We start from the raw sequence: 19,542 nt of genomic DNA, 5'->3' as shown, positions 1-19,542 counted from the left end.
GGCTATTTATTCTAGCGTGCCTCGTTTCCAGCTTCTTCCAAGGACATCCGATGCGCCTACCCGCCCTGCTCGCCATCCTCCCGATGGCGCTTTCGCTATCCGCTGCGCAGGCTCAGACCACCGAGCCGGAATTCAGCCCCGAGCGCATCAAGGCCGACGTGACCTATCTCGCCGACGACAAGCTCGAAGGGCGCTACGCGGTCGGCAACGGCTATTTCCTTGCCGCGGCCTATGTCGCGGACCGGTTCGAAAAGCTCGGCATGAAGCCCGGCGGCGATGTTGAGAAGTGGTTCCAGCTGGTGCCTATCCGCCTCTCCGACGGCAAGATGGATCGCACCTATCGCGCGCCCAACGTGCTCGGCATCATCCCCGGATCGGATCCCAAGCTGAAGGACGAATATGTCGTTATCAGCGCGCATCTCGATCATATCGGCAAGGGCCGCGCCGGCGGCAGCGACACGATCTTCAACGGCGCGATGGACAATGCTTCGGGCGTGGCGACGATGCTGGAGGCCGCACGCGCCTTCGCGACCAGCGGCAAGCCGCCGCGCCGCTCGATCCTGTTCGTGGCGCTTGCCGCGGAGGAACAGGGCCTGCTCGGCTCAGACTTCATGGCGCGCAACCCGCTGGTCGGCAGCGGCAAGTTCGTCGCCAACGTCAATCTCGACATGCCGATCCTGCTCTATGATTTCCAGGACGTCGTCGCGTTCGGTGCCGAGCATTCGACCATGGGTCCGATCGTCGCCGCCGCCGCCGCCAAGATGGGCGTGACGCTTTCCCCCGATCCCGTGCCTTCGGAAAAGCTGTTCCTGCGCTCCGACCATTACAGCTTCGTCAAGCAGGGCGTGCCCTCGGTGTTCCTGGTCACCGGCTTCAAGAATGGCGGCGAAAAGGCTTTCCGCGACTTCGAGAAATCGCATTATCACCAGGTCTCGGACGATCTGTCGCTGCCCTTCGATTGGAAGGCTGGCGCCAAGTTCGCTAAGATCAATTACCTGATCGCGCGCGAGATCGCCGACGGCGACAAGGCGCCGCTCTGGTACGAAGGCAACACCTACGGCAATCGCTATGCCAAGAAGGCGCCCAAGGCGCCGAAGCCCTGACGAGCGGGCGGCCTTCGAGTGAATAAGACTTGAGCGCCGCCGCCTGGCTGCCGCCGGCGATGATGATCGCGTCGGGATCGATCCACGCGATCGTCAATGCGATCCTCAAGGGCGGCAAGGACAAATTGGCGGGGCGCGCGACGATCGACGGATCGAGTGCGCTCCTGCTGCTTCCCGCGACTCTGCTCGTCCCGCTGCCGCACGGCGCCTGGGGCTGGCTTGCCGCCAGCGCCGCGATCCACTGCATCTATCTCTACGCAGTCGTCCGCGCTTTCGAGACCAGCGATTTCTCCGCCGCCTATCCGATCATGCGCGGCGCCGCGCCGCTGATCACTGCAGTGCTGGCGATCGGCATATTTGGCGAGAGCGCGAGCCCGCGCGAACTGGCGGGGATCGCCCTGATCGGCGGCGCCGTGTGCGTGCTGGTAATGGGCCGCCACATCGGCCGCGCCGGGCTCGGCTGGGCATTGCTCACGGCGGTGATGATCGGCTGCTATACGGTCACAGACGCGCAGGGCGTACGCGCCGCACCGCATCCTTCCAGCTATATCGTGTGGTCGTTCGTCTTTTCGGGCGTCGCTATCGTCACGATGTTCTCGCTGGTCTCACGCGGCCGCCTGATCGCCGGAATGCGGGCGCAGTGGCGGCCGGGGCTGATCGCCGGCGCGCTGTCGATCCTGACCTATGGCCTCGCACTCAGCGCCTTCGCTATGGGCCCCACCGCCCCGCTCGCGGCACTGCGCGAAACCGGCATGATCACTGCCCTGCTGATCGCATTCTTTTTCCTCGGCGAACGCATCACTTGGCAGCGCGCCGCCAGCGTGCTGGGCATCGTCGGCGGCGCGGCGCTGATCCTGACACGCTAGGTTTCGGCATCCCGAGCAGTGAGGGGCAAGCCATAGGCGTCATCCCCGCGAAGGCGGGGACCCAGGGTTACTTCGGGATGCCTCTGCTTGGCTCTGGGTCCCGCTTCCGCGGGGATGTCGGGTAACGGCGCGCCCGGGCTAGTTCTTTTTCTCTTCCACGCGGCTGCCATCCGGCCGCTGCAAGATCATGCTCGTCACCACGCCATTCGCCGCGACGAAGCGCACACCGGAGCGGGGGTCGAGATCGAGCGCGAAAAGATCGGGCTCGACCGGTACCAGCTTTGAGCGCGGTCCGCCTTCGCGCTGGCTGTAGAGCGTGCCATTCTCCATCGTCACCATGCGCGGACCATAGCGCCCGGCATAGGCCTCGAGTGGCAGCGCCGGCGTGGCCGGCGCAATGCGGCTGGCTTGCACCTTGGCCGACCATTCGAGCGCGGCGCGCTCCGGTCCCTCGGCCTTGGCGGCGAGCGTTTCGAGCGCGGCCTGCTGCGCGCGGGCCAGCGCCAGATCCTGCTTCACGGCGATGCCCGGGGCCACGCCCTTGGCTTCCCAGTCGCTGCCATCGGGCAGCTCAGGGCGGCCGACCGAAACGCTGAGTACGAAGCCGCCGGGAACCGGATAGGTATCGTTGCGGTAACCCGCGCCCGCCGTGGTTTCGCCGACCAGCGTCCCGAATTTGAATCCGGCGACGTGCGAGGCGAATTCCTCCGCCGCCGATGCGCTGCGCCCGGACGTCAGCACATAGACCGGCATACCCTGGATCAGTCCGCCCGGCACCGCTTCGGCAACCGAGGTCGTCGGCGCTTCGCTGCGCATATGGAAGGTCACCAGTGTCTTGCCTGCGGGAACGAAATAGCTGGCGATGCGCCGCACCGCTTCGGGGCTGCCGCCGCCATTGCCGCGCAAATCGATGATGATCGCGTCGCCCTCGCGAAGGAACGCCATCGCCGCGTCGATCACCGCGCCGCTCTCGGGCCCGGTCCATATGAACCCGTCATATTTGAGCAGCCGGATATTGCCGTCGAGCACGCGAAGCTCGCTGACGCCGTGATTGCGCTGGCGCGCCATCTTCTTGAAGAATTCGCCCTCGGCGATCTCGTCATTCTGCCCGCCGCCCTTGACCAGCTCGTCGGCCATCTTGGGATTGAAATGCATGCCGAGATGCTTGTCGTGCGCAACTTCGGCCATGTCGTCGGTAACGCGCTTCGCCAGTTCCTGCGGATCGGACACGGCATAGCGCCCGTTCGCCAACCCGCGTGCGAGCGTATCGTCGAGCGGCTTGCGCTTGGCGGGGACCACATAATTCTGGCGGATCGACTTGCGCACGGCCGCAATCGCCGCGGCCGTGTCGATCTTTTCGGCCGATGCCGCCGAAGGTGCCTGCTGTGCCGATGCCGGAACCGCCGCGGCCGTCGTCGCCAGCGCTGCGGCGATAATGATGCGCTTCATCCTGATCCTTTCAATCCGTGTGTTATTCATATGACACAGCCTATACAGGCCCGTGCGACAAAGCAGGCAAATGTGCTTGGACGCGCGCCGAAATCTGGCAAACCACGTTAGCCAGTTGCACGAAAATGGAATGGCCATGACCGACGAGATCGACTTGCGCATCCTCGAACAGCTTCAGGCGGATGCTCTGCTCACTGCCGATGCCCTTGCCGAGCGGCTGCCGCTATCTGCTTCGGCGATCGCGCGGCGCGTGCGGCGGATGCGTGCCGACGGCACCATCGCCGCGGACATCTCGATCATTGCCGAGGGTAAGGCCAAGTTCCTGTCGGCGCTCGTGCTCGTCCAGCTCGAGCGGCATTCGACCGACGCCGTCGATGCCGTCCGGCGCAGGCTCGGCGCCAGCCCCAATGTCCAAATGCTGCTCGACGTCAGCGGCGCATTCGATCTTGTGCTGCTGGTGGTCGCACGCGACATGGACGCGTTCAACGCGCTCGCCGATGCGCTGCTCGAAGGCGATCCCGCGGTCCGCCGTTTCGAGACCAGCTTCGTCAAGCGCCGCCGCAAGTTCAGTGCCGCGCTGCCGCTCGCCGAACTGCTCGGGCGCGACGCATAGCAAAAGGGCCGGAGGTTTCCCCCGGCCCTTTCGTTTTGCGTATCAGCTAAAGGCTTAGCTGCCCGGCGTCAGGTTCACTGCGGCATATTTGCCGCGGCGGTCGACTTCGAGCTCGAATTCGAGCCGGTCGCCTTCGTTGAGCGTGGGCATGCCCGCGCGCTCGACTGCAGAGATGTGCACGAATGCATCGGGCTGTCCGTCGTCGCGCTGAATGAAGCCGAAGCCCTTCATCGCGTTGAAGAACTTGACCGTGCCGCTGGCCTTCTCGCCGGTGAGCTGGCGCTGCGGGCCACCTGCACCGCCGGCGCCTGGGCCGCTGCCGCCGAAGCCGCCACGATCACCACCGCGGTCGCCGCGGTCCTCACGCGGAGCGCGATCCTCGACTGCCATCGGCTCGCCGTCGATCTTGAGCTCGGTCGCGGAGATGCGGCCACCGCGATCGACGAGCGTGAAGCCCATCGGCTGGCCTTCGGCGAGACCGGTCAGGCCGGCCTGCTCGACTGCCGAGATATGCACGAAAACGTCTTCGCCGCCGTCATCGCGAACGACAAAGCCGAAGCCTTTTTGCGCGTTGAAGAATTTGACCACGCCGGTCGCTTCGCCGACAACCTGGGGGGGCATGCCGCGGCCACCGCCGCCACCGCCGCCACCGAAGCCGCCGCCACCACCGCCGCCGAAGCCGCCACCGCCGCCACCGCCGCGATAACCACCACCGCCGCCGCCGCCGCCGCCGAAGCGGTCGCCGCCGCCGCCGAAGCCGCCGCGATCACCAAAACCGCCGCCGAAGCTGCTGCCGCCGCCTTCATCGCCGCCGAAGCTGTCGCGCTTGTCGCGGCCACGTCCGCCGCGATCCCCGCGGCGCCCTCTATCGAAACTCATGCCCTGTTCGTCTTCCCGGTCGCCCAAATCACAATCAAACCCGTGCGGCGGGCGAAGAACGCACGGGTATTCGGGCACACAGACCATGCCGAGAATCGGCCATAGCCCAAAACCGGACAGCGCGCGAACGAAATTCGCCTTGATTTCGCCGAACTGGCTGCAACTGCGGCGCTTGCGCCACGCTTCGCCGCACGGCAGAGGTTGGTCCCATGGATTCGATCATGGAATTGCTCGCTAGTCCGGCCGCCTGGGCCGCGCTCGTCACGCTCATCGTGATGGAGGTGGTTCTCGGCATCGACAACCTCATCTTCATTTCGATTCTCTCGAACAAGCTTCCCGAGGAACAGCGCCAGAAAGCGCGCCGCGTCGGCATCTCGCTGGCGCTGATCATGCGCCTCGCGCTGCTGACGATGATCGCCTGGATCGTCGGGCTGGTGCACCCGGTCTTCGATCTCGGCATCGTCGGCCCGCTCGATTCGCACGGCGAGCCGGCTTTCGAGACGGCATTTTCGTGGCGCGACCTGATCCTGATGGCAGGCGGTCTGTTCCTGATGTGGAAGGCGACCACCGAGATCCACCACTCGGTCGATGCGGATGCGCATGATACCGACGACCTGCTCGACAAGAAAAAGGTGCTCCAGCTCACCTTCACCTCCGCTATCATTCAGATCCTGCTGCTCGACATCGTCTTCTCGGTCGATTCGATCCTCACTGCCGTCGGCATGACCGAGCATGTCGAGATCATGTATGTCGCAGTGATTTTCGCGGTCGCAGTGATGCTGCTGGCTGCCGATCCGCTGGCCAATTTCATCAATCGCAACCCAACTGTGGTGATGCTGGCATTGGGTTTCCTGCTGATGATTGGCATGGTGCTGATCGCCGAAAGCTTCGGCGCGCATGTGCCCAAGGGCTATATCTATGCGGCGATGGGCTTCTCCGCGGCGGTCGAAGGGCTCAACATCTGGTCGCGCCGCGCCAAGGCACGGAAGGCCGGGGGCGGCACGCCCGACGCACATTGATGCCTCTCCGCCCGGAGAGGCCATTGAGGTGCGGTCCGAACGGGTCTAGGCGGGCGCGATGACCGTGCATTTCCATGAAGAAGACCTGCCCGAGGGCGTGTTCGCCCCCGGCGCCTCGATTGCCGTCGATACCGAGACGATGGGCCTGATCACGCAGCGTGACCGCCTGTGTGTGGTCCAGCTCTCGGACGGCAGCGGCGACGAGCATCTCGTGCGGTTCGGCCCGAACTCAAGCTACGATGCGCCCAATCTGCGCGCCGTGCTCGCGGACCCCGAGCGGCTCAAGCTCTATCACTTCGCACGCTTCGATCTGGCGGCGATCCGCTTCTATCTCGGCGTCACAGCAGCCCCGGTCTATTGCACCAAGATCGCCAGCCGGCTGGTCCGTACCTACACCGACCGGCACGGCCTCAAGGATTTGGTCCGCGAGCTTTGCCAGCAGGAAGTGTCGAAGCAGCAGCAGTCGTCTGACTGGGGCGGGCCCGAGCTTTCGGACGCGCAAAAGGACTATGCGGCCTCCGATGTTCGCTATCTTCACGCGATGAAAGTGGAACTCGACAAGCGTCTCGAGCGTGAAGGGCGCATGCCCTATGCTCAGGCCTGTTTCGATTTCCTGCCGTGGCGCGCGGAGCTGGACCTTGCCGGCTGGCCGGAGGTCGACATCTTCGCCCATGCCTGAACTGAAAGCCCTTAATGTCTGAGGTTGCCGTCCGCATCCGCTCGCAAAAGCGGGCCTGGGCCCATCCCGGCAGCAGCCATGACCGGTTGGTGCGCACGGCGTTGTGGATCCTGCCGGCCGGGATCGGCGTGCTCAGCGCGTTCCTGGTGCTCGCGCCTCTGCTTACCGGCGGCGATGTCAGCTTCGTGCTCGATAAGAATAAGGTCGAGATCGCCGGCGAGCGGCTGCGCATCGATACCGCGGAGTATCGCGGCCAGGACGCCAAGGGCCAGCCCTTCCGCCTCCATGCCGGCTCCGCGGTCCAGCAGAGCTCGGCCGAGCCCGTCGTCCAGCTTCGCGACCTCTCCGCCGAGATCAAGCTGCCCGAGGGCCCGGCCTCGCTCAAGGCCGATCAGGGCCGCTACGATCTGGAAAAGGAACAGGTCGCCGTCGAAGGGCCGATCAAGTTCCGCACCAGCGACGGCTATGCCCTCGATACGCACGATGCCACAGTGGACCTCAAGACGCGGCGCATGCAGAGCGGCGGCGCAGTCTCGGGCAGCACGCCGATGGGCACCTTCTCGGGCAATAAACTCACTGCCGATCTGGAACAGAGGACGGTTCGGATCGATGGCAATGCGCGCTTGCGGATCTATCCCGGGCGCGCGAATAGGCAGAAATGATGCGCGCACTCGCCCTGTTCCCGCTAGGTCTCCTGACGACATTGGCCGCCACCGCTCCGGCCGCTGCCCAGACTCGCCACGATTCCAATGCTCCGATCGATTTCGCTTCGGATCATTTCGAGCTGCAGGATCGCGCCAATCGCGTCGTCCTGTCGGGCAGCGTCCGCATCACTCAGGCGGGAATGACCCTCACCGCAGGGCGCACCACGGTCACCTATACCGGCCAGATCGCCAACGGCTCGCCCCAGGTTTCGCGGCTCGATGCCTCGGGCGGCGTCACCGTGACTCGGCCCGATCAGAGCGCGCGCGCCAATTATGCGGTCTATGATCTCAATCGCCGCGTCATCACGATGATCGGCGCCGTGACCCTGCGCCAGGGCAGCAACAACATCTCGGGCGGCCGGCTTTCGATCAATCTCGATACTGGTCGCGCGACGATCGACGGTTCGGGCGTGAGCGGCGGCGGCACCAGCGGCGCCACCGGTGTGCAGAATTCGGGCGGGCGCGTGACCGGGCGATTCTCGGTGCCCAATCGCGGCAATGCCCCCGCAGCCCCTGCCCCCAAGCAGTAATTTGCCCCGGCCCGGCGCACAGGGCCTTCCCTTGACGCCTAAGTTCATGCAGGAATCCTGCCAACCGGCCTTCTCGTAAGGATCGGGTAATCAAGCCAGTCCATGCAGGACCCCGCAATGAACGATGTGACTGCCCTGGAAACGCCCATGACCGACCCCGCCCCGATCCCGGATCGCGGGCTGGCGGTGGTCTCGATCGCGAAGTCGTACGACAAGCGGGTCGTGCTCGCCGATGTCTCGGTCTCGGTCGGGCGCGGCGAAGTGGTCGGGCTGCTCGGGCCGAACGGCGCAGGCAAGACCACCAGCTTCTATTCGGTGATGGGGCTGGTCAAACCCGATAGCGGCCGCATCATGCTCGACGGCGAAGACATCACCAAGCTGCCGATGTACCGCCGCGCGATCCTGGGCCTCGGCTATCTGCCGCAGGAAACCTCGATCTTCCGCGGCCTCACCGTGGAGAAGAACATCCTGGCGGTGCTCGAGCTCGCCGAGCCCGACAAGGCCGCGCGCCAGCGCCGGCTCGATCAGCTGCTCGAGGAATTCGGCCTCACCCGCCTGCGCGATGCGCCGTCGATGGCATTGTCCGGCGGTGAACGCCGCCGCGCCGAGATCGCCCGCGCGCTCGCCGCCGACCCGACGATCATGCTGCTCGACGAGCCTTTTGCCGGCATCGATCCGCTTTCGATCAGCGATATTCGCGACCTGATCAAGGATCTGAAGAAGCGCGACATCGGCGTGCTGATCACCGATCACAATGTCCGCGAGACGCTCGACATCGTCGATCGCGCCTACATCATCTATGACGGGCGCGTACTCTTCGCCGGCTCGCCCGAGGATCTGGTGCGCGACGAGAATGTGCGCCGCCTCTATCTCGGCGAGAGCTTCGAGCTGTAACATGCCATGAGTCTCGCGCCCCGCCTTGATCTGCGGCAGTCGCAATCGCTGGTGATGACGCCCCAGCTCCAGCAGGCGATCAAGCTGCTGGCGCTGTCGAATCTCGAGATCGAGACCTTCATCGCCGAAGAGCTCGACAAGAATCCGCTGCTCGATGCCCAGGCAGGCGACGATGGCGAGGCCCGCGAGCCCGAGCCGGTTGCCGAGTTCGAGGAACGCGACAGTCCCGCGGACGCCGCCGAATTGCTCAACAGCGGCGGCGACGCGAACGGCGAAGCCGCGCTCGACGTGGATTTCTCTGCCGAGACCTTCCACCATGATAGCCCGTCGGACAGCATCGGCGGCCTTGATGGCGGGCTGGGCATGACCGGCGCCAGCGCGGGCGGCGGCGGTTCGGAGGACGGTCCCGATTTCGACAATATGGCGGGCGGAGATCTCAGCCTCGCCGACCATCTAATGGCACAGGCCGGCGCGACCGTCGCCGGGCCCGACCTGTTCATCGCGGCGCATCTGATCGACCAGATCGACGAAGCCGGTTATCTGAGCGCGCCGCTGCTCGACATGGCCAACCGGCTGGGCGTGCCGCTTGCGCGAGTCGAGGGCGTGCTTGGCATCGTCCAGACCTTCGATCCCACTGGAGTCGGCGCGCGCAGCCTCTCCGAATGCCTCGCGCTCCAGGCCAAGGAGGCCGATCGCTACGACCCATGCATGGCGCGCCTGCTCGACAATCTTGAGCTGGTCGCGCGCGGCGACATGGCCCGGCTGCGGCGCATCTGCGACGTCGATGACGAAGATTTGGCGGACATGATCCGCGAACTCAGGAACTACGATCCCAAGCCCGGCTGCCGCTTCGGCGGCGAGCCGACTTTGGCGGTGACTCCCGACATCTTCGTCGCCCGCCGCGGCATGGGCTGGGCAGTCGAGATCAACGCGGCGACTCTGCCCAAATTGCTCGTCAACCGAGCTTATTATGCGGAAATCTCGGCAGGCCCGCAGGACAAGACCAGCAAGGCCTGGATGTCCGATATGCTCGCCAGCGCGAACTGGCTGGTCAAAGCGCTCGACCAGCGCCAGCGGACGATCATCAAGGTCGCCAGCGAGATCGTGAAGCAGCAGGAAGCCTTTTTCCTGAAGGGCGTCGCGCATCTGCGGCCGATGACGCTCCGCCAGGTTGCCGAGGCGATCGAGATGCACGAATTGACCGTCAGCCGCGTGACCAGCAACAAGTATCTCAGCTGCGCACGCGGACTGTTCGAGCTCAAATATTTCTTCACCTCGGCGATCCAGTCGGCCGATGGCGGCGACGCGGTTTCGGCAGAGGCAGTCAAGTCTGCGATCCGCGCATTGATCCAGGCCGAGGACGCCAAATCGATCCTCTCGGACGATACGCTCGTCGATCTTCTGCGCGAAAAGGGCTTCGACATCGCGCGCCGTACCGTCGCCAAATATCGCGAGGCATTGGGCATCGGCAGCTCGGTCCAGCGCCGCCGGCAAAAGGCGTTGGAAGGCGTCGGCTAGTCTATTTGGGCGGAGCGACCGGCGGGTCGAAGCCGGCTTCGGCGAACAATGCTTTCAATGCGCCGACATCTGCGCCCTTCTCCAGGCCGGCAAGCTCAGCGGCGACCGCAGGATCGGACATCAACCCCTGCATCGCGACCTTGCCGAGCAATTCGAACGCGGTTTCGATCGAGTTCGGGCCGTCATATTTGATCGCCTTGACGCTCTCCGCGCGGCAATCGACCGTCAACAGCCGCGTCATTAGCTTGCCCGCGCCTAGCGAATAGCTCGAGCGCTGTTCCGCGCTGATCGCGGCCATGGATTTGACGCCCGGCCCCGCGGAGATCGCCGCGAACATCCATTGCACCAGATATAATTGATCGGCCTTCGAGGTCTTTTCGACCAGGCACCGCGAAAGGTCGTCGGTATAGACGCTCGCCGAAGCTGCTGGTGCGGCGCCGGCCGCACCCACTATCGCTGCCATCGTCAATGCGAGTTTCAACATTCCACGCCCCCCGAAATAATTGGGGCATTGGTATCGCGACCCATCCCGCCCCGCAAATCGGCGGGCACGAAAACCGATTTCAGAATTCCGAAACCGGTTTCATCATAACCCGGACAAATGAGCGCCGAATTCTCCATCCAGGCAGATCCGTCCCGCGATCTCATCCGTATTCGCATGGCCGGGTTCTTCACCCCGGCGGACATAGCGGCGTTTATCGACGCCCGCCGCGCGGCGCATGCCGAGCTCCGCTGCCGGGCGAATCGGCATGTCACACTCAACGATGTGCGTGACATGAAAATCCAGTCTCAGGACATGGTCGACGCGTTCCGCGGGGTACTCGCCGATCCGCTTTACCGCTCGCGCCGCCTGGCTTTCATCGTCGGCCCGACGCTTACGCGCACGCAGCTGTCGCGGGCAATTTCGAATCGCGACGCGCGCTGCTTCGACGATGCCTGGACTGCGGAGGCGTGGCTCCTGGCCGGCGACGCGCAGGCCGCCTGAACCCTGACCGGCTAGTTGGCTGGCTTGTTCGCCGTAGCCACCGCGGCGTCGAACTCGGCCTTGGTCAGCGACAGCAACAGCCCCTTATTGTTCTTGCCGAACGATTCGAGCGGCACTTCGACCTTGCCACCCTCTGACGCGACCACCGCCGCGGACATGCTCACCGAATTGACCTTGCCGAGTACCGCGCCCTTCGAATCGCGTATTTCGCTGCCAACGGTAACGTCATCGGGCGTGGCGGGAACAGCGCGATTGCCCTTTACCGGCTTGGCCGCCTTACGCGTGTCGGCGATCGCGGCATTGCGCTCCGCCTCGGCAGCCTTGGTCTTGTCGGCGCCGCTGAAATCGCGCGATTCCTCGCCGACCAGAATCTGCGCCTGGGCTGCGCCCGCGCCGAGCGTGAAGGCGGCGATCACCGCAAGCGATTTCAAAAGCCGCATCGAACTCTCCTGATGTTGAATGATGGTAACGCTACCATCACTGCTTGGCAAATCGGGAATGGCCGGCGGCGCGCCATCTAGGGCGCTGCCGCCGCTCCCTCCCTGCGAGCGCGAGCCTCGTTGACCAGCGCGTCGAAGCGGGCTTTTGGGATTACGAGAAACAGGCCCTTGGCGTCCTTGCGGATCGCGCCGGACTCGACTTCGATCTTGCCGATTTCGCTGGCGACGATCACGCCGCTTGGGCGCACCAAGTCGATCGTGCCGAGCGCCACGCCCGCTACGTCACGCACGGCCGCGCCGGGCACGAGATCGGCCGGCTGAGCAGGCAAGAAAGCCGGCGGCTTGGCGCGCTTGCGCGGTACGGCGTTGGTGCGAAGCGCCCTGGCGTCAGCCCGGGCCTGATCGACCGGCGAGGCCCCACCACGCTCGCTCATATCCTGCGCATGGGCCATGGGGACCAAGGTTGCGGCAAGCAGCAATACGTGTCTGAGCATGTGCGTGAAGCTAGTTGCAGCCCGCGCGCCGATCAATCGTCCTCGTCTTCGAACCCGACCAGGTCTAGCGCACGAGCCTTGATCTGATGCAGCGCGCACCAATGGACGAGCGCGTCCTCCCGCCCGTGCGTGACCCACACTTCGCGCGGCGCGACTTCGCGGATCGTGCGCGTCAGCTCGTCCCAATCGGCATGGTCGGACAGGATCAGCGGCAGCTCGACATTGCGCTGCACGGCGCGCTGGCGGACCCGCATCCAGCCCGATGCCATTGCCGTAATCGGATCGGGCAGCCGCCGCGACCAGCGATCGTTGAGCGCGCCCGGCGGGCAGATGATGATCCGGCCCTGAAGCTCGCTCTTCGCCACTCCGGTCGCGGGGCGAAGATCGCCGAGGTCTACGCCCAGCTCGACATAGAGGTCGCACAGCCGCTGCATCGCGCCGTGGAGATAGATCGGATCGTCGAACCCCATTGCCCGCAGTTCGGCGATCACCCGCTGCGCTTTGCCGAGCGCATAGGCGCCGACGAGCACACACCGCGTCGGATTGGCCCGCAGTGCGACCAGTAATTTGTCGAGTTCGTCCTGCGTCTCGGGATGGCGGAACACCGGCAGGCCGAAGGTCGCTTCGGTAACGAAGATGTCGCACGGCGTCACTTCGAACGGCGCGCAGGTCGGGTCCTCGCGGCGCTTGTAGTCGCCCGAAACGACGATGCGCTCGCCCTTGTGCTCAAGCAGGATCTGCGCCGAGCCCAATACATGCCCCGCGGGGACGAAGCTGATATCGACATCGCCCATCCGCATGCTCTCGCCATACGCCACCGGATGCCCGGTCTGCGCTCCGTAGCGCGTCTCCATGATTGCGAGCGTCTCGGGGGTCGCCCACACTTCGCCATGCCCGCCCCGCGCGTGATCGGCATGGCCATGCGTCACCAGCGCGCGCGCCACCGGCTCGCTGGGATCGACCCACGCGTCCGCCGACGGAATGAAGATGCCCGTCGGGTGCGGCTCGATCCAGTTTCCCAATGCCATGCCGCAGATATGGGTGAGCGCGCACTTGGTTCCAATTGGATCGAAGCGGGCATGCCTTCGTTGGAGCGCCGACAGACTGACAGCCGGAGAAGCTATATGGACGCTACCTTGCAGGGCATCATGGTGATCGTCGGCCCCATCCTCCTCGCCGCCGCGATCATCTGGGCAATGCTTCACAATCGCGGATCGCGGCGCGAGGTTCAGCGCACCGAGGAAGCGACGCGCCGGATGTACGACGCGCAGGATGTGGACGATAAGGTGCGGGACGCGAAGTAACGCACTATCTGGGGATCGTGCCGGACCTCCCCCAGCCCCTGACCGATTGGTTCGCATCGCGCGGCTGGGCGCCGCGGCGGCATCAAATGGAGATGCTCGCCGCCGGTCGCGCGGGACAGCATGCGCTGCTCGTGGCGCCCACTGGTGCCGGCAAGACGCTGGCCGGCTTCCTGCCCACGCTTGCCGAACTGATCGAAGCGCCGAGCGAAGGGCTGCACACGCTCTATATCTCGCCGCTCAAGGCGCTGGCGGTCGACGTCCAGCGCAATCTGCTCACGCCCGTTGAGGAAATGGGCCTGCCGATCCGGGTCGAGACGCGCACCGGCGACACCCCGCATGAGCGCAAGGTCCGCCAGCGAGCGCGGCCGCCGCAAATCCTGCTGACCACTCCCGAATCGCTCAGCCTGCTGCTTTCCTACGAAGACAGCCTGCTGATGTTCGAGGGGCTGAAGACCATTGTTATCGACGAAGTTCACGCCTTCGCCACCGGCAAGCGCGGCGATCTGCTGTCGCTGGCGCTGGCTCGGCTCGGCCGGCTCGCCCCTGATCTGCGCCGCGTTGCGCTCTCGGCGACCGTCGCCGACCCGGATGGCTATCGCGCCTGGCTCGCGCCCTATGGCGACATCGATTCGGTGACGCTGGTGCAGGGCGAAAAAGGCGCCGATCCCAATATCGCGATCCTGCTCCCCGAAGGCCGCGTGCCCTGGGCGGGGCATTCGGGAGTTTATGCGATCCCCCAGGTGATGGCCGAGATCGAGACCCACAAGACCACCATCGTCTTCTGCAACACCCGCGGCCTCGCCGAACTGGTCTTCCAGAATCTGTGGAAGGTCAACGAGTTGAAGCTGCCGATCGGCGTGCACCATGGCAGCCTGTCTCTGGAGGCGCGGCGCAAGGCCGAACAGGCGATGGCCGACGGCAAGCTCCGAGCATTGGTCGCCACCGCCAGCCTCGATCTCGGCGTCGATTGGGGTGACGTCGATTGCGTGATCCAGATGGGCGCACCCAAGGGCTCGTCGCGCATGCTCCAGCGGATCGGGCGCGCCAATCACCGGCTCGACGAATCCTCTGAAGCCGTGCTCGTCCCCGGCAATCGCTTCGAATATCTGGAGGCCCGCGCTGCGCTCGATGCCGTCGAGCAAGGCGAACTCGATCCCGACAATTTCCGCGCAGGTGCGCTCGATGTTCTCGCCCAGCATATCATGGGCGTGGCCTGCGCCGCCCCCTTCCGCGCCGAGGATATGCTGCAGGAAGTGCGTGCAGCATTGCCCTATTTGGCGCTGGAGGCGGAGACCTTCGAGCACGTCCTCCAGTTCATCGCCAATGGCGGCTACAGCCTTCGCGCCTATGACAAGTTCAAGCGGCTGACGCTCGACAAGGATGGGATGTGGCGCGTCACCAAGCCCAATTTTGTTGCGCAGCATAGATTGAACGCCGGCATCATCGTCGAGGCGCCAATGCTCGAGGTGCGCTTCAAGAACGGGCGGCGCCTGGGCAAGGTCGAGGAGAATTTCGGCTCCTCGCTTTCGCCGGGCGACACCTTCTTCTTCGCCGGGCTCGCACTCGAAGTCGAACGCGTAGAGCTAACCGACCTGATCGTCCGCGCTACCTCCAAGCAGGCGCGCTTCGTCTCCTATATGGGCGCACGGCTCGCGATCACTGCAACGCTCGCCAACCGCGTCCGCGAATTCCTCGCCGACCGCAGCCAATGGGCGCGCTTCCCCGACGATGTCCGCGAATGGCTAGAAGCTCAGGCCTATCGATCGCGGCTTCCCGAGCCGGGCCAACTGCTGGTCGAGACCTTCCCGCACGAAGGCCGGCACCATATGGTCGCCTACAGCTTCGAAGGCTGGAACGCGCATCAGTCGCTTGGCATGCTGATCACGCGGCGGATGGAGGCGATGGGCCTAAAGCCGCTGGGCTTCGTCGCCAACGATTATGCGCTGGCGGTGTATGGGCTGGAAAAGATTACCGATCCGGCGGCGCTGCTCTCGCCCGACATTCTCGAGAACGAGTTCGTCGACTGGGTGCAAAGCTCGGCGCTGCTCAAGCGGGCCTTTCGCGAAGTGGCGATCATCGGCGGGCTGGTAGAGCGGCAGATACCGGGGAAGAAAAAGAGCGGTCGCCAAGTCACTTTCTCGACCGACCTGATTTACGACGTGCTGCGCAAATACGAGCCCGATCACCTGCTGCTCCGCGCCGCCTGGGCCGACGCCCGCGCACGGATGACCGATGTCGGCCGCCTCGCCAATCTGCTCGACACCGCTGCGGACACGATGCTGCATATCGATCTCCCGCGCGTCTCGCCCATGGCAGTGCCGGTGCTGATCATGATCGGGCGCGAAGCCGTGCCCCAGGGCAGCGCCGAGGACGCGCTTCTGATGGAAGCGGAGGGCATCGCAGCCGAGGCTATGCGGCTCGATTGATCGCGATTGCTGCACGGCATTGAAGGGTATACGCTCCGGTCCATGACCAAGCTCGCCCGCCCGCTTCTGCTCCTGCCGTTGCTGCTGCCGCTGGGCAGCGTCGCTGGCGGCCGTGACCTCAATCCGCAGGATCCGGAGATGATCGCGACCGAGAATATGGTCGAAGGCACGCTCCTGGCCCTTGGCCAACTCGACAAGCGCCTGACCGTCCCCGTCGTGGTCGGCAACAAGGGCCCGTATAATTTCATCATCGACACCGGCGCCGAACGCACCGTGGTCTCGCGCGAACTGGCCGGCTCGCTGCGGCTGAATGCCGGCAATCCGGTTCAGCTCACCTCGATGACCGGGGTCAGCATGGTCAACACCGTCGTGGTCCCCAACCTGTCGATCGAGTCGATCGGCCAACTCCATACCGTTATCGCGCCGTCGCTCGGCGCGCGTGATCTCGGCGCGGTCGGGCTGCTCGGCATCGATACCCTGAGCAAGCACCAGGTTTCGATCGATTTCGACGCGGGCACGATGACGGTGCGGCCCAGCGAAAAGCGTGACCGCAGCCGCGCATCGCGGCGCGACGAAATCGTCATCACAGCCAAGAGCCTGTTCGGCCAATTGATCGTCACCGATGCCTATTATGGCAGCACGCGGATCCAGGTGGTGCTCGATACCGGCTCGCAAGTGACGATGGGCAATTCGGCGCTGCGCAAGCGCGTCGGCCGCGGCAAGATGAAGCGCGCGGTGCCGATCCAGCTGACCAGCGTGACCGGAGACAAGACCATCGCCGATTATACCTCGGTGCCGGATATCCGCGTCGGCAGGCTCGCCTTCGGCACCATGCCGGTAGCCTTTGCCGATGTCGCGCCGTTCGAGCGTTTCGGGATGACCAATCGTCCGGCCCTGCTGCTTGGCATGGATGCGCTGCGCAGCTTCGCCAAGGTCGATATCGATTTCCCCAATCGCCAGGTGCGCTTCACCATGCCCAAGAATGTGCGCCGCGAGCGCACCACCGGATCGCTGATCCCCGGCGTCGAGGGAACCTCTCCGGGCCACGGATACTGACAACGGATCTGGGCCCGCATTGACTTTGCCGCGCCGCGGGCGCTTTTGGCCCGGGCATGAACAGCCTGTCGCGCGCAACTCTGGCCTCGCTTCCTCAAGCGATCGCCCGCCCCGGCCATGACATTGCGGGCATCCGCACCGGCATCGTCCATTTCGGCCCCGGCGCCTTCCACCGCGCGCACCAAGCCGCATATATCGATCGCCTGCTCGATCGCGATCCGCGCTGGGGGATTGCTGCAGTCTCGCTGCGCAGCCCGGGCACGACCGACGCGCTCAAGTCGCAGGAAGGACTCTACACGCTCGCCGTGATCGATCGCACGCCATCGCTGCGCGTGATCGCGGCGCATTCCGACGCTATCGGACCTGGCGAAGGTGCGAAGTTGCGCGCGCTCCTCGCCGATCCGAATGTCCGCATCGCGACGAGCACGGTGACCGAAAAGGGCTATTGCCTCGCCGTCGACGGCAGCCTCGACATGGCGCACCCCGATATCGTTCACGATCTCGCCCGCCCTGCCGAGCCGGCAAGCGTGATCGGCTGGATCGTCGCGGGCCTGTCCGACCGCCGCGACGCGGGCACTGCCCCCTTCGCAGTCCTGTGCTGCGACAACATGACCGGAAACGGCGCAAAGCTGCGCGCGGCCTGCGTCGCGCTGGCGCGGGCCGACGACCCGGCACTGGCCGACTGGATCGAAGCGCAAGTCGCCTTCCCCGATTCGATGGTCGACTCGATCACGCCCGCGAGCGACTCGCCTTTCCTCGCGCATGTCGCGCACGATCTCGGCGTCCGCGACCAGGCCGCGGTCCAGCGCGAAGGCTTCGCGCAATGGGTGCTCCAGCGCTTCGACATGCCCGACGGGCCCGATCTCGCATCGGCCGGCGTGACGCTCACCGACGATGTTCGCGGATACGAGCAGGCCAAGCTCCGTATCCTCAACGGCGCGCACTCGTCGTTAGCCTATATCGGCCTCGCGCTGGGGCTGGAGACCGTCTTCGAAGCCATGTCCGATCCCGCGCTAGAGGGCTTCATCTCACGCCTCGTCCATTCGGATATCGCGCTCAGCCTCAAGCCGGTCGATGGGCTGGACGTGCCCGCTTATGCCGACGCGGTCCTCAACCGTTTCCGCAATCCCGAGATCCGGCACTTGCTCAGCCAGATCGCCTGGGACGGCTCACAGAAGCTGCCGTATCGCCTCCTCGACACGATCCAGGACGAACTTGACGCGGGCCGCAGCGTGGATCGCCTGGCGGTCCCGATCGCGGCGTGGATCGCCTTCGTGCGGCACAAGGCGCAGACGGGCGAAAAGATCACCGATCCGCTCGCGGAAATGCTGGTCCGCGCCGCGGCGGGAAGCGATGTCGCGACTGCGATGCTCGCGCTGCGCCAAGTGTTCCCCGAAAGGCTCGCCACCGATCCGCGCTTCCGCCACGCCGTCACCGAAGCGCTTTTGCCCTTCCTCGACGGGCACCCGGAGTCGCTGCTCTCGCGCTAAAGCAGCTGCGGCGCACCATCGCGTAGCACATGGCTGCAGAGCTGCGCCTCGGGCGTATCGTCTTCCTCGAGCGCGGCGACCGTGGCCCAGCCTTCCGCACGGAGCGTGGCGCCCAGGCCAGGAGGGGTACCCAAAGGCAGGAACAGCCGCTGCCGCTCGCTATTGCCCAGGCCGGCATCGAGGATCGGATCGGCATAAAGCGAGAAGCCTACCGCGGCCTCCTCACGACCATCGCCATGGATGATCGTGTAGCTGCCGCCCCGCCCGATCTCGCCGCGCACGCCGCTCGCGAACAATGAGAAACCGATCCAGCTTTGATATTCGAAGCCGTGCCGCTCGGTCGGATCGAGCGTCAGCGCCGCCTGTCCCTCGATAGCCTCCGCGATCTTCGCCAGCCCATCGAGCCGCGACGAAAGCTTGCCCGAATCGATCGCGCGCAGCCTAGCCATCGCGGCATCGAACGGCCCTGCCGCCTCGATCAACGGCAGATAGCGCGAATCGATTGCCGCGACTCCGCCGGCATCCTTGGCATCGAGCCGCTCGCGCAGCAGCTCGATATCGGGTGTATCCGCCGCAAGCGTATCGACCAGATCAGGCAGCGTGAAATCCACGCCCAGCCCGTTCACGCCCGCCGCCTGCAAAGCCTCGATCGCCACCAGGACGACCTCGGTGACCGCCGCGATGGTATCCAGTCCGATCAACTCGCAGCCGATCTGCCGCATCGAGCGCAGCGGATCGAGCTCGGAGGCCGACAGCTTCATCACCGGCCCGGCATAGCTCAGCCGCACGGGGCGCGGATGATGCCCCATCCGCGTCGCCGCGATCCGCCCGACCTGCGCAGTCAGATCGGGCCGGATCGCCAGCGTCCGCTGCGAAACCGGATCCACGAAGCGCACCGCATCGCGCAGCCCGCCAGCCTTCAGCCGCGCGCCCAGCTCGTCGGCGAACTCGGCCAGCGGCGGATCGACCTGCTCATAACCATAGCCCCGCGCCACGCCGAGCACGCGCGACTCGAGCCGAGACGCCGCGTCCGCCGCGGGCGGAAGCCGGTCGTGAAAGCCCTCGGGAAGAAGTCCGGTCATGCCTTGACGCC

The 19,542-nt window shown here is 65.4% G+C and carries 21 protein-coding genes; 14 read left to right on the top strand and 7 right to left on the bottom strand.

Annotated features, from left to right (window positions below; translation table 11 throughout):
* Positions 1-50: 50 nt before the first annotated feature.
* Positions 51-1,103, top strand: a complete 1,053-nt coding sequence (locus ACZZZM_RS04845) for a M28 family metallopeptidase (protein WP_463593981.1) — start codon at positions 51-53, stop codon at positions 1,101-1,103.
* A gap of 29 nt (positions 1,104-1,132) precedes the next feature.
* Positions 1,133-1,969 carry an EamA family transporter gene (locus ACZZZM_RS04840; protein WP_463593980.1) on the top strand — a complete coding sequence of 279 codons (837 nt, stop codon included), beginning with the start codon at positions 1,133-1,135 and terminating at the stop codon, positions 1,967-1,969.
* A 138-nt stretch (positions 1,970-2,107) separates the two neighbouring features.
* On the opposite strand, the gene ACZZZM_RS04835 is transcribed toward ACZZZM_RS04840, so the two are convergent.
* Positions 2,108-3,418 (bottom strand): S41 family peptidase, encoded by a 1,311-nt coding sequence (locus tag ACZZZM_RS04835; RefSeq protein WP_463593979.1) that lies wholly within the window; start codon positions 3,416-3,418, stop codon positions 2,108-2,110.
* Between the two features lie 136 nt (positions 3,419-3,554).
* On the opposite strand from ACZZZM_RS04835, the gene ACZZZM_RS04830 reads away from it, so the two are divergent.
* Entirely contained in the window at positions 3,555-4,031 is a 477-nt protein-coding gene (locus ACZZZM_RS04830; protein WP_463593978.1) for an Lrp/AsnC family transcriptional regulator, read from the top strand.
* Positions 4,032-4,085: 54 nt separating this feature from the next.
* Here the strand turns inward: ACZZZM_RS04830 and ACZZZM_RS04825 are convergent, their stop codons facing one another.
* On the bottom strand, positions 4,086-4,910 hold the full coding sequence (locus ACZZZM_RS04825; protein WP_463593977.1) for a cold-shock protein: 825 nt from the start codon (positions 4,908-4,910) through the stop codon (positions 4,086-4,088).
* Between the two features lie 209 nt (positions 4,911-5,119).
* Here ACZZZM_RS04825 and ACZZZM_RS04820 point away from each other — a divergent pair, with 209 nt between their 5' ends.
* The 6 genes from ACZZZM_RS04820 to rpoN all read left to right on the top strand — a co-directional run bounded on the left by ACZZZM_RS04820 (position 5,120) and on the right by rpoN (position 10,254).
* A complete protein-coding gene (locus ACZZZM_RS04820) occupies positions 5,120-5,929 on the top strand; it encodes a TerC family protein (RefSeq protein ID WP_463593976.1) in 810 nt (269 codons plus the stop codon).
* A gap of 58 nt (positions 5,930-5,987) precedes the next feature.
* Positions 5,988-6,608, top strand: coding sequence for a ribonuclease D (locus ACZZZM_RS04815; protein ID WP_463593975.1), 621 nt, complete (start codon positions 5,988-5,990; stop codon positions 6,606-6,608).
* Positions 6,609-6,622: 14 nt separating this feature from the next.
* Entirely contained in the window at positions 6,623-7,270 is a 648-nt protein-coding gene (gene lptC, locus ACZZZM_RS04810) for an LPS export ABC transporter periplasmic protein LptC (protein WP_463593974.1), read from the top strand.
* Positions 7,267-7,842, top strand: coding sequence for an LptA/OstA family protein (locus ACZZZM_RS04805; protein ID WP_463593973.1), 576 nt, complete (start codon positions 7,267-7,269; stop codon positions 7,840-7,842). Before lptC ends, ACZZZM_RS04805 begins: the two co-directional genes overlap by 4 nt.
* 117 nt (positions 7,843-7,959) lie before the next feature.
* Entirely contained in the window at positions 7,960-8,736 is a 777-nt protein-coding gene (lptB, locus tag ACZZZM_RS04800; RefSeq protein WP_463593972.1) for an LPS export ABC transporter ATP-binding protein, read from the top strand.
* Positions 8,737-8,742: 6 nt separating this feature from the next.
* Positions 8,743-10,254 carry an RNA polymerase factor sigma-54 gene (rpoN, locus tag ACZZZM_RS04795; protein WP_463593971.1) on the top strand — a complete coding sequence of 504 codons (1,512 nt, stop codon included), beginning with the start codon at positions 8,743-8,745 and terminating at the stop codon, positions 10,252-10,254.
* A 1-nt stretch (position 10,255) separates the two neighbouring features.
* Here rpoN and ACZZZM_RS04790 read toward each other — a convergent pair whose 3' ends face one another.
* On the bottom strand, positions 10,256-10,717 hold the full coding sequence (locus tag ACZZZM_RS04790; protein WP_463593970.1) for a hypothetical protein: 462 nt from the start codon (positions 10,715-10,717) through the stop codon (positions 10,256-10,258).
* A gap of 138 nt (positions 10,718-10,855) precedes the next feature.
* Between ACZZZM_RS04790 and ACZZZM_RS04785 the strand changes: the two genes are divergently transcribed.
* Positions 10,856-11,239: a hypothetical protein gene (locus tag ACZZZM_RS04785; RefSeq protein WP_463593969.1), complete on the top strand. Its 384-nt coding sequence runs from the start codon at positions 10,856-10,858 to the stop codon at positions 11,237-11,239.
* A gap of 11 nt (positions 11,240-11,250) precedes the next feature.
* On the opposite strand, the gene ACZZZM_RS04780 is transcribed toward ACZZZM_RS04785, so the two are convergent.
* From ACZZZM_RS04780 to ACZZZM_RS04770, 3 genes are all read right to left on the bottom strand, one after another.
* On the bottom strand, positions 11,251-11,679 hold the full coding sequence (locus ACZZZM_RS04780; protein ID WP_463593968.1) for a hypothetical protein: 429 nt from the start codon (positions 11,677-11,679) through the stop codon (positions 11,251-11,253).
* Positions 11,680-11,756: 77 nt separating this feature from the next.
* The gene (locus ACZZZM_RS04775) at positions 11,757-12,173 is read right to left on the bottom strand and encodes a hypothetical protein (protein WP_463593967.1); all 417 of its coding nucleotides are present in this window, start codon (positions 12,171-12,173) and stop codon (positions 11,757-11,759) included.
* A 32-nt stretch (positions 12,174-12,205) separates the two neighbouring features.
* Positions 12,206-13,201 (bottom strand): ligase-associated DNA damage response exonuclease, encoded by a 996-nt coding sequence (locus ACZZZM_RS04770; RefSeq protein WP_463593966.1) that lies wholly within the window; start codon positions 13,199-13,201, stop codon positions 12,206-12,208.
* A gap of 96 nt (positions 13,202-13,297) precedes the next feature.
* Between ACZZZM_RS04770 and ACZZZM_RS04765 the strand changes: the two genes are divergently transcribed.
* The 4 genes from ACZZZM_RS04765 to ACZZZM_RS04750 are packed head-to-tail and all read left to right on the top strand — an operon-like array spanning position 13,298 to position 18,449.
* On the top strand, positions 13,298-13,477 hold the full coding sequence (locus tag ACZZZM_RS04765) for a hypothetical protein (protein ID WP_463593965.1): 180 nt from the start codon (positions 13,298-13,300) through the stop codon (positions 13,475-13,477).
* A 38-nt stretch (positions 13,478-13,515) separates the two neighbouring features.
* Positions 13,516-15,903: a ligase-associated DNA damage response DEXH box helicase gene (locus ACZZZM_RS04760; protein ID WP_463596376.1), complete on the top strand. Its 2,388-nt coding sequence runs from the start codon at positions 13,516-13,518 to the stop codon at positions 15,901-15,903.
* Between the two features lie 42 nt (positions 15,904-15,945).
* Positions 15,946-16,959: an aspartyl protease family protein gene (locus ACZZZM_RS04755; protein ID WP_463593964.1), complete on the top strand. Its 1,014-nt coding sequence runs from the start codon at positions 15,946-15,948 to the stop codon at positions 16,957-16,959.
* A gap of 56 nt (positions 16,960-17,015) precedes the next feature.
* On the top strand, positions 17,016-18,449 hold the full coding sequence (locus ACZZZM_RS04750; RefSeq protein WP_463593963.1) for a mannitol dehydrogenase family protein: 1,434 nt from the start codon (positions 17,016-17,018) through the stop codon (positions 18,447-18,449).
* On the opposite strand, the gene ACZZZM_RS04745 is transcribed toward ACZZZM_RS04750, so the two are convergent.
* On the bottom strand, positions 18,446-19,531 hold the full coding sequence (locus ACZZZM_RS04745; protein WP_463593962.1) for an ATP phosphoribosyltransferase regulatory subunit: 1,086 nt from the start codon (positions 19,529-19,531) through the stop codon (positions 18,446-18,448). The two genes, ACZZZM_RS04750 and ACZZZM_RS04745, sit on opposite strands and share 4 nt — an antisense overlap.
* Between the last annotated feature and the right edge of the window lie 11 nt (positions 19,532-19,542).

The sequence above is a fragment of the Sphingomonas sp. AC522 genome (assembly GCF_979258125.1).
This window is presented reverse-complemented; position numbering and strand designations above follow the sequence as displayed.